At 66.7% G+C, this 16,196-nt stretch carries 16 protein-coding genes and 7 tRNA genes; 6 read left to right on the top strand and 17 right to left on the bottom strand.

Going from position 1 to position 16,196, the window contains the following annotated elements:
* Positions 1-89: 89 nt before the first annotated feature.
* From IE209_RS11590 to IE209_RS11580, 3 genes are read left to right on the top strand one after another with little or no spacing between them, the layout of a single operon-like run.
* Positions 90-1,142, top strand: coding sequence for a Bug family tripartite tricarboxylate transporter substrate binding protein (locus tag IE209_RS11590; RefSeq protein WP_189687096.1), 1,053 nt, complete (start codon positions 90-92; stop codon positions 1,140-1,142).
* Between the two features lie 23 nt (positions 1,143-1,165).
* The gene (locus tag IE209_RS11585; RefSeq protein WP_189687095.1) at positions 1,166-1,612 is read left to right on the top strand and encodes a hypothetical protein; all 447 of its coding nucleotides are present in this window, start codon (positions 1,166-1,168) and stop codon (positions 1,610-1,612) included.
* Positions 1,609-1,953, top strand: a complete 345-nt coding sequence (locus IE209_RS11580; protein ID WP_189687094.1) for a hypothetical protein — start codon at positions 1,609-1,611, stop codon at positions 1,951-1,953. The genes IE209_RS11585 and IE209_RS11580 overlap by 4 nt, the downstream gene beginning before the upstream one ends.
* Before the next feature lie 134 nt (positions 1,954-2,087).
* Here the strand turns inward: IE209_RS11580 and IE209_RS11575 are convergent.
* From IE209_RS11575 to uvrB, 10 genes are all read right to left on the bottom strand, one after another.
* Positions 2,088-2,162 (bottom strand) — tRNA-Val (locus IE209_RS11575).
* 26 nt (positions 2,163-2,188) lie between these two features.
* Positions 2,189-2,911: a DNA polymerase III subunit epsilon gene (dnaQ, locus tag IE209_RS11570; RefSeq protein ID WP_189687156.1), complete on the bottom strand. Its 723-nt coding sequence runs from the start codon at positions 2,909-2,911 to the stop codon at positions 2,189-2,191.
* On the bottom strand, positions 2,908-3,246 hold the full coding sequence (gene fdx, locus IE209_RS11565; protein WP_189687093.1) for an ISC system 2Fe-2S type ferredoxin: 339 nt from the start codon (positions 3,244-3,246) through the stop codon (positions 2,908-2,910). The genes dnaQ and fdx overlap by 4 nt, the downstream gene beginning before the upstream one ends.
* 5 nt (positions 3,247-3,251) lie before the next feature.
* Complete coding sequence (gene hscA, locus IE209_RS11560; RefSeq protein WP_189687092.1) at positions 3,252-5,123, bottom strand: Fe-S protein assembly chaperone HscA; 1,872 nt, start codon at positions 5,121-5,123, stop codon at positions 3,252-3,254.
* Positions 5,124-5,127: 4 nt separating this feature from the next.
* Positions 5,128-5,673, bottom strand: a complete 546-nt coding sequence (gene hscB, locus IE209_RS11555) for a Fe-S protein assembly co-chaperone HscB (RefSeq protein ID WP_189687155.1) — start codon at positions 5,671-5,673, stop codon at positions 5,128-5,130.
* Positions 5,674-5,757: 84 nt separating this feature from the next.
* Positions 5,758-6,081 carry an iron-sulfur cluster assembly protein IscA gene (gene iscA / locus IE209_RS11550; RefSeq protein ID WP_145546439.1) on the bottom strand — a complete coding sequence of 108 codons (324 nt, stop codon included), beginning with the start codon at positions 6,079-6,081 and terminating at the stop codon, positions 5,758-5,760.
* A gap of 2 nt (positions 6,082-6,083) precedes the next feature.
* A complete protein-coding gene (gene iscU, locus IE209_RS11545; protein WP_145546438.1) occupies positions 6,084-6,470 on the bottom strand; it encodes a Fe-S cluster assembly scaffold IscU in 387 nt (128 codons plus the stop codon).
* A 27-nt stretch (positions 6,471-6,497) separates the two neighbouring features.
* On the bottom strand, positions 6,498-7,718 hold the full coding sequence (locus IE209_RS11540) for an IscS subfamily cysteine desulfurase (protein ID WP_189687091.1): 1,221 nt from the start codon (positions 7,716-7,718) through the stop codon (positions 6,498-6,500).
* Between the two features lie 51 nt (positions 7,719-7,769).
* Positions 7,770-8,306 (bottom strand): Fe-S cluster assembly transcriptional regulator IscR, encoded by a 537-nt coding sequence (iscR, locus tag IE209_RS11535; RefSeq protein ID WP_189687090.1) that lies wholly within the window; start codon positions 8,304-8,306, stop codon positions 7,770-7,772.
* 208 nt (positions 8,307-8,514) lie between these two features.
* Positions 8,515-10,608, bottom strand: coding sequence for an excinuclease ABC subunit UvrB (gene uvrB / locus IE209_RS11530; RefSeq protein WP_189687089.1), 2,094 nt, complete (start codon positions 10,606-10,608; stop codon positions 8,515-8,517).
* 143 nt (positions 10,609-10,751) lie between these two features.
* On the opposite strand from uvrB, the gene IE209_RS11525 reads away from it, so the two are divergent.
* Positions 10,752-11,948, top strand: a complete 1,197-nt coding sequence (locus IE209_RS11525; RefSeq protein ID WP_189687088.1) for an amino acid aminotransferase — start codon at positions 10,752-10,754, stop codon at positions 11,946-11,948.
* A 58-nt stretch (positions 11,949-12,006) separates the two neighbouring features.
* On the opposite strand, the gene IE209_RS11520 is transcribed toward IE209_RS11525, so the two are convergent.
* A complete protein-coding gene (locus tag IE209_RS11520) occupies positions 12,007-13,236 on the bottom strand; it encodes a spore maturation protein (protein WP_189687087.1) in 1,230 nt (409 codons plus the stop codon).
* A gap of 200 nt (positions 13,237-13,436) precedes the next feature.
* Between IE209_RS11520 and IE209_RS33810 the strand changes: the two genes are divergently transcribed.
* Positions 13,437-14,786: a polyhydroxyalkanoate depolymerase gene (locus IE209_RS33810; protein WP_229882809.1), complete on the top strand. Its 1,350-nt coding sequence runs from the start codon at positions 13,437-13,439 to the stop codon at positions 14,784-14,786.
* A 5-nt stretch (positions 14,787-14,791) separates the two neighbouring features.
* Positions 14,792-15,409, top strand: a complete 618-nt coding sequence (locus tag IE209_RS33805) for an RnfABCDGE type electron transport complex subunit B (RefSeq protein ID WP_229882808.1) — start codon at positions 14,792-14,794, stop codon at positions 15,407-15,409.
* Between the two features lie 66 nt (positions 15,410-15,475).
* Here the strand turns inward: IE209_RS33805 and IE209_RS11510 are convergent.
* The 6 genes from IE209_RS11510 to IE209_RS11485 form a co-directional block, all read right to left on the bottom strand.
* Positions 15,476-15,552 (bottom strand) — tRNA-Asp (locus IE209_RS11510).
* A 46-nt stretch (positions 15,553-15,598) separates the two neighbouring features.
* Positions 15,599-15,674, bottom strand: a tRNA-Glu gene (locus IE209_RS11505).
* A gap of 16 nt (positions 15,675-15,690) precedes the next feature.
* Positions 15,691-15,766, bottom strand: a tRNA-Ala gene (locus IE209_RS11500).
* 78 nt (positions 15,767-15,844) lie between these two features.
* Positions 15,845-15,921, bottom strand: a tRNA-Asp gene (locus IE209_RS11495).
* 46 nt (positions 15,922-15,967) lie between these two features.
* Positions 15,968-16,043 (bottom strand) — tRNA-Glu (locus IE209_RS11490).
* A 43-nt stretch (positions 16,044-16,086) separates the two neighbouring features.
* A tRNA-Ala gene (locus IE209_RS11485) sits at positions 16,087-16,162 on the bottom strand.
* Between the last annotated feature and the right edge of the window lie 34 nt (positions 16,163-16,196).

The raw sequence follows: 16,196 nt of genomic DNA, 5'->3' as shown, positions 1-16,196 counted from the left end.
CACGCCCCCGCTGCGCCAGTGGCCGAACCGGTACCGAAGTACCGGTTCCGAAGCACCAGCCCCCGGTACCTCGGCCAGACCACCGGACGATGCGCGCGCTGCGGCGGATGGCAAGGATGGAGGCACCGAGCGCCCGCACGTCCCGGGCCGGTGCAACAAAGGAGTCCGTCATGCACATCGATCGCCGAACACTGGGTCTTGCCGTGGTGTCCATGCTGTGGGGAAGCAGCCGCCTCGCATCGGCGCAGGCCCCCTATCCGAGCCGCCCCGTCACGATCGTCGTCCCGACGCCTGCTGGCGGACCATCGGACACGGCCGCGCGCCTGCTGGCCCGGGCACTCAGCGCAGCCTGGGCGCAGCCGGTCGTTGTGGAGAACCGGACGGGTGCCGGCGGTGCCATCGCCGCGCAATCGGTCATGGGGGCACCGCCTGACGGGTACACGCTGCTGTGGGCCCAGGCTTCGATGGCCGGGCTTCCCTTCCTGCACAAGGCCGCTCCCTACAAGGCCCTGAGCGAGCTCACGCCGGTGTCCAACGTGCTGAGTTTCGGGTATGCGCTGTTCGTCAACAGCGCGCTGCCGGTGCAGAACTTCACCGAGCTGGTGGCCTATGGGCGCGCGCATCCCGATCAATTGCACTTCGCCACCGGCACGTCCGGCGAGTACATGGTGGCCGCCCATGTCCTCGCGGCCATGGGCGTGAAGGCCCGGCATGTGCCGTACAAGGGCAGCACACAGCTGATGCCAGACCTCATCGGCGGCCAGGTACACATGAACTTCGGCCCCATCCTCAGCGGCCTGCAGCACGTCAAGGCCGGCCGGCTGCGGATGCTGGCCACGGCCTTGCCACAGCGCAGCGCGCTGCTGCCGGACGTGCCAGCGCTCGCCGAACTCGGCGTGCCACCGGCGACGCTCCCCACATGGAATGCGCTGTTCGCGCCTGCCGGCGCGCCCCAGGCCATCGCAGACAAGGTGGCGGCGGCGGTCGCCCAGGTGCTGCAGGACCCTGCGGTCCAGGGGCCGCTGCAGGCCGGTGGCGCAGAACTGCTGGGCAGCACGCCGCAGCAACTGGCCGAGGCGGTGGAGGCCGCCACCTCGGCATGGCGGGCGTTCGCCCGGAACGAGAGCGCTGCCCAGGAATGACGCGCAGGCCAAGGAGAACCACCATGAACCGCTTTGCCGAACACCTGGCCGGTGCGGCCGTGCTGTGCCTGGCCTGCTGGAGCAATGCGCAGGCACAGGAGCCTGCTGCCGCGACGCAGGCCGTGCGTCCCCTGCCCGACCAGCGCGCCGAGCGCGCACCGGCCGACCCCGACGCCGTTCCCGCCAGCCCCGACCACCGCACGCGTGCCGGCCTGTATGTCACCGAGGCCCAGGCCCGCGCGATGCAAGCCGCCCCGGGCCGGCAACCGATCGCGGTGCGCGTGGGGTGCTGCGGCGTGCCGGGCATGGACGCCGCGGTGCACCGCGTCCGCGATGCGCAAATCGCGGAGGGACTTCCGCTCACCGTGCCCGTGCTGGTGTTCGGCGACGACATGTGGCATGCGGCCCAGGTGGTGGACCGGCTCACGGACCTGGGTCTTGCCCGCGTCTTCCTGGTGCGGGTGCCATGAAAGCGGCCGGACCGGCGCAGGCCCGGCAGGGCCGCTGCGCCACGCTCGCCAGCGACCGCGGACGGCAGCGCTATCTGCGCTGGCTGGCCTGGGCATTCGCGCTGTTCAGCACAGCGCGCGTGGCGGCCTACCTGCCGACCCTCTTGGCCATTGTCCAGAGCGCCAGCTCGACACAGCACTCGCTGTGGACATGGGTCACCTGGACGGGCGCCAACGCAACGATGGCCGCCTGGCTGTACGAGCACAACGGACAGCGGCTGGACAAGGCGGTGGCGGTCAGCCTGTGCAATGCCAGCATGTGCCTGCTCATCACGGGCGCGATCGTCCTGTACCGCGCATGAGCGACGAATGCCCGGGCATGCACGGCCGGCAGGCTGACGTGCGCGACACCCGCGACCGGCCAGCACGGCACATCTTTCGGCCCCGACAGAAAACCAAAAAGCCCCGCAAGTCGGTGACTTGCGAGGCTTCGGATTGGTGGGCGGTGCAGGCTTCGAACCTGCGACCCCTGCCGTGTGAAGGCAGTGCTCTACCCCTGAGCTAACCGCCCTGAATCTTGTTCAGGAAAGCCTGTGATTATGCCATAGTTTTTTCGGCCGTCCGCCAAATTGTTTTCCCACCCGTCGATTTGTCGAGTTGGGCCAACACGGCCTCGTGCGCGGCGAGCTCGTCCTCGCTGGCGACGAGGATGGGCAGCACGATGCTGGACAGGTCGATGCGCGGCACCTCGCTGGTGGTGACCGCTTCGTCGGTGGTCTCGACCTCGATCAAGAGCGCGTCCTGGCCGCGCGTCATGTTGATGTAGACGTCGGCCAGCAGCTCGGCGTCGAGCAAGGCGCCGTGCAGCGTGCGGCCCGAGTTGTCGACCTCCAGGCGACCGCACAGCGCATCGAGCGAATTGCGCTTGCCCGGGAACATCTCCTTGGCCATCACCAGCGAGTCGACCACGTTGCCCACGATGTCCGTGATCGGGCCGCGGCCCAGCAACTCGAGTTCCTTGTTCAGGAAGCCCACGTCGAAGGGTGCGTTGTGGATGATGATCTCGGCGCCCCGCAGGTAGTCCAGCAACTCGTCGGCGATCTCGGCGAACTTGGGCTTGTCGCGCAGGAACTCGTTGCTGATGCCGTGCACCTTGAGCGCGTCTTCGTGGCTGTCGCGCTCGGGGTTCAGGTACAGGTGGCGGTTGTTGCCGGTCAGCTTGCGATTGACCAGCTCCACGCAGCCGATCTCGATGATGCGGTCGCCGGTGGCGGCCGACAGGCCCGTGGTTTCGGTGTCGAGGACGATCTGGCGCATCAGTGGTTCTCGCGGGCGTGGTTGATCGTGTACTTGGGAATTTCCACGGTCAGATCGTCCTTGCCCAGCATGACCTGGCAGGACAGGCGCGATTGCGGCTCCAGGCCCCAGGCCTTGTCGAGCAGGTCCTCCTCCTCTTCCTCGGGCGCCTCCAGGGTGTTGAAGCCCTGGCGCACGATCACGTGGCAGGTGGTGCAGGCACAGCTCATGTCGCAGGCATGCTCGATGGCGATGCCGTTGTCGAGCAGGGCCTCGCAGACGCTGGTGCCGGGCGCGGCGCGCAGCTCGGCACCGGCGGGACAGTATTCGGGATGGGGCAGGACCTTGATGACGGGCATGGGGATCAGACGGACTCGATGTTCTTGCCGGACAGGGCGTTGCGGATGCCGGCGTTCATGCGCAAGGCGGCGAAGGCCTCCGTGCCCTTGGCCAGGGCTTCGGTGGCCGCGGTCATGGCCTGCACCTGGTCGGCCGCGCGCGCGGACTGGGCGGCGGCGACCAGCGCGTCGATGGCGGCGCGCTCCGGTGCCGGCAGCAGGTCGCCATCGGCCTGCAGGGCGCTGTGGGTGGCCAGCAGCATGCGGTCCAGCTCGACGCGGGCCTCGACCAATGCGCGGGCCTGCATGTCCTGGCCTGCGGTGCTGAAGCTGTCCTGCAGCATGCGCGCGATCTCGTCGTCGCTGAGGCCATAGGAAGGCTTCACGTCCACGCTGGCCTCCACGCCGCTGGTCTGCTCGCGCGCGCTGACGGTCAGCAGGCCATCGGCATCGACCGTGAAGGTCACGCGGATGCGCGCCGCCCCAGCCGCCATCGGCGGGATGCCGCGCAAGACGAAGCGCGCCAGACTGCGGCAGTCGGCCACGAGGTCGCGTTCGCCCTGCACCACATGCAGCGCCAGCGCGGTCTGGCCGTCCTGGTAGGTCGTGAAGTCCTGCGCCATCGCGGTCGGGATGGTCTGGTTGCGCGGCACGATGCGCTCGACCAGTCCACCCATGGTTTCGATGCCCAGCGACAGCGGGATCACGTCCAGCAGCAGCAGATCGGCTGCACCGCTGTTGCCGGCCAGCTGGTCGGCCTGGATGGCCGCGCCCAGCGCGACGACCTCGTCGGGGTTCAGATTGGTCAGCGGCGGCTTGCCGAAGAAGGCCTCGACCGCGCGACGCACCTGGGGCATGCGCGTGGCACCGCCGACGAGCACCGTGCCCTGCACATCGGCAGGCGTGAGCTTGGCGTCGCGCAAGGCCTTGCGCACGGCGGCCATGGTGCGGGCCGTCAGCGCGGCCGTGCTGGCCTCGAAGTCGGCGCGCGTCACCTCGACGGCAAGTTCGCGCTCCCCGAGCTGCACACGCAGCGTGGTGCGCTCCTGGTCCGTGAGTTGCTCCTTGGCCGCGCGCGCCGCACGGCGCAAAGCGACCTGTTGCTGCGGCCCTTCGGCCTGCACGCCGCTGGCCTGCTGGGCCCAGTCGGCCAGTGCATGGTCGTAGTCGTCACCACCCAGCGCGGAATCGCCGCCGGCCGCGATGACCTCGAACACACCGCGCGACAGGCGCAGGATGGAGATGTCGAAGGTGCCGCCGCCCAGGTCATAGACGGCATAGACGCCTTCGGCTGCGTTGTCCAGGCCGTAGGCGATCGCGGCGGCCGTCGGCTCGTTGATCAGGCGCAGCACATGGATGCCGGCCAGTTGGGCCGCGTCCTTGGTGGCCTGGCGCTGGGCATCGTCGAAGTAGGCGGGTACCGTGATCACGGCGCCGTGCAGGTCGTCGTTGAAGCTGTCTTCGGCGCGGAACCGCAGCGTGGCCAGGATCTCGGCGCTGACCTCCACGGGTGTCTTGGGGCCGGCCGCGGTCTCGATGCGCAGCATGCCGGCACCTTCGCCGACCGCAAGACGGTAGGGCAAGCCCGCGGCGGCCGCGTCGGCCGAGCCTCGGCCCATGAGCCGCTTGACGGATGCGATGGTGTTGGCAGGATCGCTCGTCTGCGCGGCCAGCGCCTCGTGACCGATCTGGCGGCCGGAACCACCGGCAGAGGGCGCCAGGTAGCGCACCACCGAGGGCAGGATCACGCGGCCCTGTTCGTCCGGCAGGCACTCGGCCACGCCGTTACGCACGGCCGCCACGAGCGAATGCGTGGTGCCCAGATCGATGCCGACGGCGATGCGGCGCTGGTGGGGATCGGGCGAGAAGCCGGGTTCGGAAATCTGAAGAAGCGCCATGGTTTCATTGTCCCCCGGAAGCAGCGCCCCCTGCGGCCGCACTGGCATCGCGCTTGTCGTCCACGCTGGCCTGCAGGCGTTCGATGAACATCAGCGCACGCACTTCGGCCGCGGCCGCCGCGAAATCGCCTGCCTCGTCCAGCAGCTGCGCGCAGCGCGCCAGCCCCTCGGCGTGCGTGGCGGCCAGTTCGCGGTCCAGCGCATCGAAGTCCTGCGCACTGCGCGCCTCGTCGAGCTGCTCGTGCCATTCCATCTGCTGGACCAGGAAGGCCGGCGGCATCTTGGTGTTGCCGTGCACATCGACCGGCGCGCCATGCAGTTCGCACAGGTAGGCCGCACGCCGCAACGGGTCACGCAAACGTTGCCAGGCCTCGTTGATGCGCACCGACCACTGCATGGCCACGCGCTGCGCCGCCGCGCCCTGTGCGCTGAAACGGTCCGGATGGGCCTCGCGCTGCAAGGCCTTCCAACGCAGTTGCAAGGCGTCGAGGTCCTGCGCGAAGCGGGCCGGCACATCGAACAGTTCGAAATCGGTGGACTGCAGGTTCATCGTCATGGTGGGCACGCACGGCGCACCCAAGAAAAAACCGCCATCACGCAGTGCGCCATGGCGGTTGCCGGGAAGAACGCAGGCTCAGACGCGGAAGCTTTCGCCGCAACCACACTTGTCGCGCTCGTTCGGATTCTCGAAGCGGAAGCCCTCGTTCAGACCTTCGCGCACGAAGTCGAGCTTGGTGCCGTCCAGGTAGGCCAGGCTCTTGGGATCGACCATCACCTTGATGCCGTGGTCTTCGAACACCAGGTCTTCGGGCGCGGGCTCGTCCACGTACTCGAGCTTGTAGGCCAGCCCGGAGCAGCCCGTGGTCTTGACGCCCAGGCGCACCCCGACGCCCTTGCCGCGCTTGGCCAGGTAGCGGTTGACATGGCGGGCGGCCGCCTCGGTCAAGGTCACGGCCATGGTCAGTGGACGCGCTTCTTGCGGTAGTCGTCCACGGCGGCCTTGATCGCGTCTTCGGCCAGGATGGAGCAGTGGATCTTGACCGGCGGCAGCGCCAGTTCTTCGGCGATCTGGCTGTTCTTGAGCGCAGCGGCTTCGTCCAGCGTCTTGCCCTTGACCCACTCGGTCACGAGTGAGGACGAGGCAATGGCCGAACCGCAGCCGTAGGTCTTGAAGCGCGCATCCTCGATCACGCCGGTCTGCGGGTTGACCTTGATCTGCAGCTTCATCACGTCGCCGCAGGCGGGTGCGCCGACCATGCCGGTGCCGATGGAATCGTCGCCCTTGTCGAAGGAGCCGACGTTGCGCGGGTTTTCGTAGTGGTCTACGACCTTGTCGGAATAAGCCATGGTTCTCTCACTCGGTAGGTTGTGTGTTCAATGCGCCGTCCACTGGATCGACGAGATGTCGACGCCGTCCTGGTACATCTCCCACAGCGGGCTCAGCTCGCGCAGCTTGTCCACGTTCTGGCGGATGGTCTGCACGGCGTAATCGATGTCGGCTTCGGTGGTCCAGCGGCCGATCGTCATGCGCAGGCTGCTGTGCGCCAGTTCGTCGCTGCGGCCCAGCGCACGCAGCACGTAGCTGGGCTCCAGGCTGGCCGAGGTACAGGCCGAGCCGCTGGACACCGCCAGGCCCTTGATGCCCATGATCAGCGACTCGCCTTCCACGAAGTTGAAGCTCATGTTCAGGTTGTGCGGCACGCGTCGGGTGGCGTGGCCGTTGACGAACACCTGCTCGATGTCCTGCAGGCCCTTGAGCATGCGGTCGTGCAGCGCCTGGATGCGCTGGTTCTCGGCCGCCATCTCTTCCTTGGCGATGCGGTAGGCCTCGCCCATGCCGACGATCTGGTGCGTGGGGAGCGTGCCCGAGCGCATGCCGCGCTCGTGGCCGCCGCCGTGCATCTGCGCCTCGATCCGGATGCGCGGCTTGCGGCGCACATAGAGCGCACCGATGCCCTTGGGGCCGTAGGTCTTGTGCGCCGTCAGGCTCATGAGGTCGACCTTGAGCTTGCCGAGGTCGATCTCGACGCGGCCGGTGGCCTGCGCGGCGTCGACATGGAACACCACGCCCTTGGCGCGGCAGATCTCGCCGATGGCGGCGATGTCCTGGATCACGCCGATCTCGTTGTTCACGAACATCACGCTGGCGAGGATGGTGTCAGGGCGGATCGCGGCCTCGAACGCCGCCAGATCCAGCAGCCCGTCGGGCTGCACGTCCATGTAGGTCACCTCGAAGCCCTGGCGCTCCAGTTCGCGGCAGGTGTCCAGCACGGCCTTGTGCTCGGTCTTGACCGTGATGATGTGCTTGCCCTTGCCCTTGTAGAACTGGGCGGCGCCCTTGATGGCGAGGTTGTCGGACTCGGTCGCGCCGGAGGTCCAGATGATTTCGCGCGGGTCGGCACCGACCAGGGCGGCAACGTGCTCGCGCGCCTTCTCGACCGCGGCCTCGGCTTCCCAGCCCCAGGCATGGCTGCGCGACGCGGGGTTGCCGAAGTGCTCCCGCAGCCACGGGATCATCGCGTCCACCACCCGCTCATCGCAGGGGTTGGTGGCGCTGTAGTCCATGTAGATCGGGAAATGGGGCGTGCTTGACATTGGCTAGCTTTCAGTCGCGGCTGGCTTGAAGAAGTGGCGAACGCAGGCGATTCAGGATTTGGCGAAGGCGTTGCCCAGCGCGAACACGGAGTTGGGCGCATTCACGCGGATCGGCTTGACCACCGGCTGCGGCGAGATGGCGCGCTTGAGCATGGGCTTGCTTTCCACCTGAACACCCTTGGCGATCTGATCGTCCACGAGCTTTTGCAGCGTCACGGAGTCGAGGAACTCGACCATGCGCTGGTTCAGCGCGGCCCACAGTTCATGTGTCATGCAGCGGCCGGCCTCACCCAGGCAGTTTTCCTTGCCACCGCAATGGGTGGCGTCGATGGGCTCGTCCACCGAGACGATGATGTCGGCCACCGTGATGTCGCTGGCCTTGCGGCCCAGCGTGTAACCGCCGCCCGGCCCGCGCGTCGATTCCACGAGGTCGTGGCGGCGCAGCTTGCCGAACAGCTGTTCCAGGTACGACAGCGAGATCTGCTGGCGCTGGCTGATGGCCGCCAGCGTGACCGGACCGTTGTTCTGGCGCAAGGCCAGATCGATCATGGCTGTGACCGCAAAACGGCCTTTGGTTGTCAGACGCATCGCAAGCTCCTTCTCAATTGCTTGACCTACCGTTGAAGCCGGAGCGGGGGTCTCACCCGGCCCGACGCGCTTTGCACCAGCTCTTCACTCGTCGACGATGTGGAAGCGGTTTGGAGCCCTCAGCGATGGACTTCTTCGATGCGCTTTTGTTCCCGATCAATTAACTCAAGTATAGCAGAAATCCCTATTGAATCGCTCGGATTAAGGCTCAGACGCCCGGGATGTGGTCATCCCCCGCCGCGCCGAAGGCCTGGGCCTTGAGCTGCGCCAGCTGATCGCGCACGCGGGCGGCCTTTTCGAACTCGAGGCTGCGGGCGTGTTCCAGCATCAGCTTTTCGAGCCGCTTGATCTCGCGCGCCACGTCCTTCTCGCTCATGTCCTCGACCTTGGCGCGCTGCAGCGCGGCTTGCTCGATGCGCTCGGCCTCCTTGCCGCTCTTTTCGCTGTAGACGCCGTCGATGAGGTCACGCACCTTCTTGACGATGGCGCGCGGCGTGATGCCCTCGGCCGTGTTGTGCGCCATCTGCTTGGCGCGCCGGCGTTCGGTTTCGTCGATGGCGCGGCGCATCGAGTCGGTGATGCGGTCTGCGTAGAGGATGGCCTTGCCCTGCAGGTTGCGCGCGGCGCGGCCGATGGTCTGGATCAGCGAGCGCTCCGAGCGCAGGAAGCCTTCCTTGTCGGCGTCCAGGATGGCGACGAGCGAGACCTCGGGGATGTCGAGGCCCTCGCGCAGCAGGTTGATGCCGACCAGCACATCGAAGCTGCCGAGGCGCAGATCGCGCAGGATCTCCACGCGCTCCACCGTGTCGATGTCCGAGTGCAGGTAGCGGACCTTGACGCCGTTGTCGGCCAGGTAGTCGGTGAGCTGCTCGGCCATGCGCTTGGTCAGCGTGGTGATCAGCACGCGCTCGTCGCGCTCCACGCGCAGCCGGATCTCCTGCAGCACGTCGTCGACCTGGGTCGCGGCCGGGCGCACCTCCACCTCGGGGTCGATCAGCCCGGTCGGCCGCACCACCTGCTCGACCACCTGGCCGGCATGGGTCTTTTCGTAATCGGCCGGCGTGGCCGACACGAAGATGACCTGGCGCATACGCTGCTCGAATTCCTCGAACTTGAGCGGCCGGTTGTCCAGCGCGCTGGGCAGGCGAAAGCCATAGTCCACCAGGGTGGTCTTGCGCGAGCGGTCGCCGTTGTACATGGCGCCAAGCTGGCCGATCAGCACATGGCTTTCGTCCAGGAACATCACGGCGTCCTTGGGCAGGTAGTCGGTCAGCGTCGACGGCGGATCGCCCGGCGCGGCGCCGGACAGATGCCGCGTGTAGTTCTCGATGCCCTTGCAGTGGCCGACCTCGCTGAGCATCTCCAGGTCGAAGCGCGTGCGCTGCTCCAGGCGCTGCGCCTCGACCAGCTTGCCGGCGCCCACCAACTGCTGGAGCCGCTCGCTGAGCTCCAGCTTGATGGTTTCCACGGCCGTGAGCACCTTGTCGCGCGGCGTCACATAGTGGCTGCTCGGGTAGACCGTGAAGCGCGGGATCTTCTGCTTGATGCGGCCGGTCAGCGGATCGAACAGCTGCAGCGTCTCGATCTCGTCGTCGAACAACTCGATGCGGATCGCGAGCTCGGAATGCTCGGCCGGAAACACGTCGATGGTGTCGCCGCGCACGCGGAACTTGCCACGCGAAAAGTCCTGCTCGTTGCGCTGGTACTGCATGCGGATCAGCTGGGCGATCACGTCGCGCTGGCCCAGCTTGTCGCCGGCGCGCAGCGTCATGATCATGCGGTGGTAGCTCTCGGGCTCGCCGATGCCGTAGATGGCCGACACCGTGGCGACGATCAGCACGTCGCGCCGCTCCAGGATGCTCTTGGTGCACGACAGCCGCATCTGCTCGATGTGCTCGTTGATCGCCGAGTCCTTCTCGATGAACAGGTCGCGCTGCGGCACATAGGCCTCGGGCTGGTAGTAGTCGTAGTAGCTCACGAAGTACTCCACGGCGTTCTTGGGGAAGAACTCGCGGAACTCGCTGTAGAGCTGCGCTGCCAGCGTCTTGTTCGGCGCGAACACGATGGCCGGTCGGCCCAGCCGCGCCACCACGTTGGCCATGGTGTAGGTCTTGCCCGAGCCGGTCACGCCCAGCAGGGTCTGGAACACCTCGCCATCGCGCACACCCTCGACCAGCTGGTCGATCGCCTCGGGCTGGTCGCCCGCCGGCGGGTAGGGCTGGAACAACTCGAACGGCGAACCGGGGAAGCGGACGAATTCGCCCTTCTTCTCGTCGAAAGGTGGGTCCAGAACTTCTGACATCAGGAAATCCGATCGTGACAGGAATGCTTAAAATTGGTGCAAGGCCGTCGCCGGCTTCCTCGCGCAGTGCAAGCGAGGGGCAACCCGATAGGCTAGCGCAGCACGGCCCTCCCCGCTAGCGACAACCCTCTGCAGGAACTTCAATGTCTTTGTTCTCCGCCGTCGAGATGGCACCGCGCGACCCGATCCTGGGTCTGAACGAGCAGTTTGCCGCCGACACCAACCCCAACAAGGTCAACCTGGGCGTCGGTGTCTATTACGACGACAACGGCAAGCTGCCGCTGCTGGCCTGCGTGCAGAAGGCCGAACAGGCCATGATGCAAGCGCCCAAGGCCCGCGGTTACCTGCCCATCGACGGCATCGCCGCGTACGACAGCGCCGTCAAGAACCTGGTATTTGGGGCCGACAGCGAGCCTGTCAAGAGCGGCCGCGTCGCCACCGTCCAGGGTCTCGGTGGCACCGGCGGCCTGAAGATCGGCGCCGACTTCTTGAAGCGCCTGAACCCGAACGCCAAGGTGCTGATCAGCGACCCGAGCTGGGAAAACCACCGCGCGCTGTTCACGCAGGCCGGTTTCGAGGTGCAGAGCCACCGCTACTACGATGCCGCCAAGCGCGGCGTCGACTTCGAAGGCATGCTGGCCGACCTCCAGGCCGCCGCACCTGGCACCATCGTCGTGCTGCACGCCTGCTGCCACAACCCGACGGGCTACGACCTCACGCCCGCGCAGTGGGACCAGGTCATCGCCACGGTGAAGGCCGGCAACCTCGTGCCCTTCCTGGACATGGCCTACCAGGGCTTCGGCCAGGGTATTGCCGAAGACGGCGTGGCCGTGGCCAAGGCGCTCGCTGCCGGCCTGTCGTTCTTCGTCTCCACCTCGTTCAGCAAAAGCTTCAGCCTGTACGGCGAACGCGTCGGCGCGCTGTCCGTGCTGTGCCAGGACAAGGCCGAGGCCGACCGCGTGCTGAGCCAGCTCAAGATCATGATCCGCACCAACTACAGCAACCCGCCCACGCACGGCGGCAGCGTGGTGGCCGCGGTGCTGAACACGCCCGAACTGCGCGCGCTGTGGGAGGAGGAACTGGCCGGCATGCGCACCCGCATCAAGCAGATGCGCGTGGCCCTGGTCGAGAAACTCAAGGCCGCCGGCGTCAAGCAGGACATGAGCTTCATCACGACCCAGGTCGGCATGTTCAGCTACTCGGGCCTGACCAAGGACCAGATGGTGCGCCTGCGCAACGAGTTCGGTGTCTACGGCACCGACACCGGCCGCATGTGCGTGGCGGCGCTGAACAGCAAGAACATCGACTACGTCTGCGCCAGCATCGCCAAGGTCGTCTGACCCACCACGGATGCCGCTGAAGACGCCGCGCACCGCGCGGCGTTTTTCTTTTGTCGCGTCAGCCGAAGAACCAGTAGCAGACGCCGATGGAGGCCAGGATACCCGCCACGTCGGCCAGCACGGCGCAGGGCACGGCATGGCGCGCGCGCTGGATGCCGACGGCGCCGAAGTACACGGCCAGCACGTAGAAGGTGGTCTCGGTGCTGCCCTGTACCGTGGCGGCCAGCAGCGCGGCGAAGCTGTCCACGCCCTGGCTCTGCATGGCCTCCAGCAGCAGCGCCCGCGCGGCGCTGCCCGAAAACGGCTTGACCAGCGCGGTCGGCATGGCGTCGACGAAGCGCGTGTCCCAGCCCGCCAGCGCCACCAGCTTGCGCAGGCCGTCCAGCGCCAGGTCGAGCGCGCCCGAAGCGCGCAGCACGCCCACCGCGCACAGCATCGCGACCAGGTAGGGCAACAGGTTTCTGGCGACCTCGAAGCCCTCCTTGGCGCCGTCAACGAAGGCCTCGTAGACCGGCACGCGGCGTAGCGCGCCCGCCAGCAGGAACAGCAGCACGATGCCGAACATCGTGAGATTGCCCAGCAGCGAGGACAACGCCGCCAGCGCCGTGGCCGACAGGCCCGCCAGCAGCGCCATGAAGCCGCCCATCAGCAGGGCGCCGGGCACCAGGTAGGCAAGCACCACCGGGTCCCACAGCTTCAGGCGCTGCACGGCAGCGACCGCCAGCAACGCCACCAGCGTGCCGGCCGCATTGGCCAGCAGGATGGGCAGGAACACCAGCGTCGGATCGGCCGCCCCCTGTTGGGCGCGGTACATGAAGATGCTGACCGGCAGCAGCGTCAGCGCCGAGGCATTCAGCACCAGGAACAGCACCTGCGCATTGCTGGCCACGGTCGGGCTGGGATTGAGCTCCTGCAGCGAGCGCATGGCCTTGAGCCCGATTGGCGTGGCCGCGTTGTCCAGGCCCAAGGCATTGGCGGCGAAGTTCAGCGTGATCAGCCCCAGCGCTGGATGGCCCGGCGGCACCTGCGGCATGAGCCGGCACAGCAAGGGCGACAGCAGCCGCGCGAGCCAGTTGACGAGGCCGGCCTGCTCGGCGATGCGCAGGAACCCCAGCCACAGCGTCAGCGTGCCGAACAGCAGCACCATGACTTCCACCGCCAGCTTGGCCATCGCGAACAGCGCCTGCACCATCGCGGCGAAGACCTCGGCCTCGCCCCCTACGAGCCAACGCCAGGCCGCGCTGGCGGCCGCGGTCAGAAAGAAGCCCAGCCACAAACCGTTCAGCATGGCCGGCAGTGTAGTGGCGGGTGGTCGCCTTCCTTTGGACGCACCGATGGCGTGCAAGATGGAATGCACTAACGTGCGCAAATGGCGCATTGCGCACTGTCTTGGTGTTTCCCGTCGTGCAAAGAGGTGTGACAACTGCTATATTGCTGCAGTGCAGCAAGTTTTGCGCTGCACATCCCACTTCCTTCCCCTTTCCTGCGATGCTGTACCAGATCTACGAAGCCCAGCGCTCCCTCATGGAGCCATTTGCCGAGTTCGCAAATGCCGCCTCCAAGCTGTTCGGCAACCCGGCGTCGCCGCTGGGCCAGAACCCGTTCGCCCAGCGCGTGGCCGCCGGCTACGACCTGCTGTACCGGCTCGGCAAGGATTACGAGAAGCCGGTGTTCGGGTTGCAGACCGTGAAGGTCGGCGGGGTCGATGTGGCGATCCACGAACGCGTGGAGATCAACAAGCCGTTTTGCGAACTGCGCCGCTTCAAGCGCTTCACCGACGACAGCGCCACGCTGGCGACCTTGAAGGGCCAGCCGGCCGTACTGATCGTGGCCCCGCTGTCTGGCCACTACGCCACGCTGCTGCGCGACACCGTCAAGTCCATGTTGGGCGGCCACAAGGTCTACATCACCGATTGGAAGAACGCGCGCACCGTTCCACTGGCCGATGGCGAGTTCCACCTGGACGACTACGTCAACTACGTGCAGGAGTTCATCCGCCATCTGCAGTCCGTCTACGGCGACTGCCATGTGATGAGCGTGTGCCAGCCGACCGTGCCGGTGCTGGCTGCCGTTTCTCTGATGGCCTCGCGCGGCGAGCGTCTGCCGCTGTCCATGACCATGATGGGTGGCCCCATCGACGCACGCAAGTCGCCGACGGCCGTCAACAACCTGGCCATGAACAAGAGCTTCGAGTGGTTCGAGAACAACGTGATCTACCGCGTGCCGCAGAGCTTTCCGGGCGCGGGCCGGCGCGTGTACCCGGGCTTCCTGCAGCATGCAGGCTTTGTGGCCATGAACCCGGACCACCACGCCAAGAGCCATTACGACTACTTCGAGCACCTGCTGCAGGGCGATGACGTCGGCGCCGAAACCCACCGCAAGTTCTATGACGAGTACAACGCCGTGCTCGACATGGACGCCGATTACTACCTGGAGACCATTGCCACGGTGTTCCAGGAATTCAAGCTCGTCAACGGCACATGGCAGGTCCGCAACGCCAAGGGCGTCTCCGAGCTGGTCCAGCCGCAGGACATCCAGGGCTGCGCTCTGCTGACCGTCGAAGGCGAACTGGACGACATCTCCGGCTCCGGCCAGACCGCCGCCGCGCACGACCTGTGCACCGGCATCGCCGCCGACCAGCGCGAGCATTTCGAGGTCAAGGGTGCTGGCCACTACGGCATCTTCAGCGGCCGCCGCTGGCGCGAGACCGTCTACCCCAAGGTGCGCGATTTCATCCTCGCGCACAACCACGCAGCCAAGCCGAGCACTGCACGCAGCAGCGCCGTGGCGCGCACCGCGGCCGCCCGCGTCGCGGCCAAGAAGACGAGCACGGTCTGAGCACTGTGTCCGCCCTGGCCGAGCGCGTGCTGGCGGCCTTGCCGCAGACCCAGTGCACGCGCTGCGGCTACCCTGATTGCGCCGCCTACGCGCAAGCCATCGCCGAGACACAGGCCCCCATCAACCGCTGCCCTCCCGGTGGCGCCGAGGGGGTGCAGCGTCTGGCCCGGTTGACCGCGCAGGCCGCGCTGCCGCTCGATCCTGCGTACGGCACCGAAGGGCCGCGCCAGATGGCCTTCGTCGACGAGAACTGGTGCATCGGCTGCACGCTGTGCGTGCAGGTCTGCCCGGTCGACGCGATCATCGGCAGCAACAAGGCCATGCACACCGTGCTGGAAGCCCATTGCACGGGCTGCGAACTCTGCATTCCGGTCTGCCCGGTCGACTGCATCCGGCTGGAGCCGGCGAGCGGCAACCGGACCGGCTGGGCCGCGTGGTCAGAAGGCCAGGCGGCCGCGGCAAGGGCTCGCTATGCGCACCATGCGTCGCGGGAACGGGCCCCTGCGCCTTTGCCTGCTCAGCCCCCTGGAAGCGCACAAGCCGTCGATCCGAACAGCGCCCCCCGAAAGGCCATCGTTGAAGCCGCCTTGGCGCGCGCCCGTGCCCGCCGCGCGCAAGGCTGAACCTCGCACCTTCACGACCAAAGACAAACGGGTTACGCAATCGCTTGCGTAACCCGTTGACGTTCTTGGCGGAGTGGACGGGACTCGAACCCGCGACCCCCGGCGTGACAGGCCGGTATTCTAACCAACTGAACTACCACTCCTGGTAGGTAGCTTCGGCGCCGTGCGGCAACCCAAGCGCTACGAACTTGGCGACCCTACGGGGATTCGAACCCCGGTACTCACCGTGAAAGGGTGATGTCCTAGGCCTCTAGACGATAGGGTCCACGAGATGGTTCACGTGGTGGAGGTAAGCGGGATCGAACCGCTGACCTCTTGCATGCCATGCAAGCGCTCTCCCAGCTGAGCTATACCCCCCGGGTGAACCATCTGTCTTCAAAATAAAACGGGCTTCAACATTGCTGCTGCAAGCCCGTTGATTTCCCGAAGGAAATTTGGCGGAGTGGACGGGACTCGAACCCGCGACCCCCGGCGTGACAGGCCGGTATTCTAACCAACTGAACTACCACTCCTGGTAGGTAGCTTCGGCTGCTTTCGCAAACCCAAGCGCTACGAACTTGGCGACCCTACGGGGATTCGAACCCCGGTACTCACCGTGAAAGGGTGATGTCCTAGGCCTCTAGACGATAGGGTCAAAACCTGCGGACGAATCCGTTCGACAGAACCGACAACTCACTTGGTGGAGGTAAGCGGGATCGAACCGCTGACCTCTTGCATGCCATGCAAGCGCTCTCCCAGCTGAGCTATACCCCCTTGGGTGGTCGTCAATTTTTGACTCGCTTGCAAG

Source organism: Pseudorhodoferax aquiterrae (genome assembly GCF_014652235.1).
Lineage (GTDB): Bacteria > Pseudomonadota > Gammaproteobacteria > Burkholderiales > Burkholderiaceae_C > Pseudorhodoferax > Pseudorhodoferax aquiterrae.
Note: the sequence above shows the minus strand (reverse complement) of the source record. Positions and strands in the feature narration are given on the sequence as shown.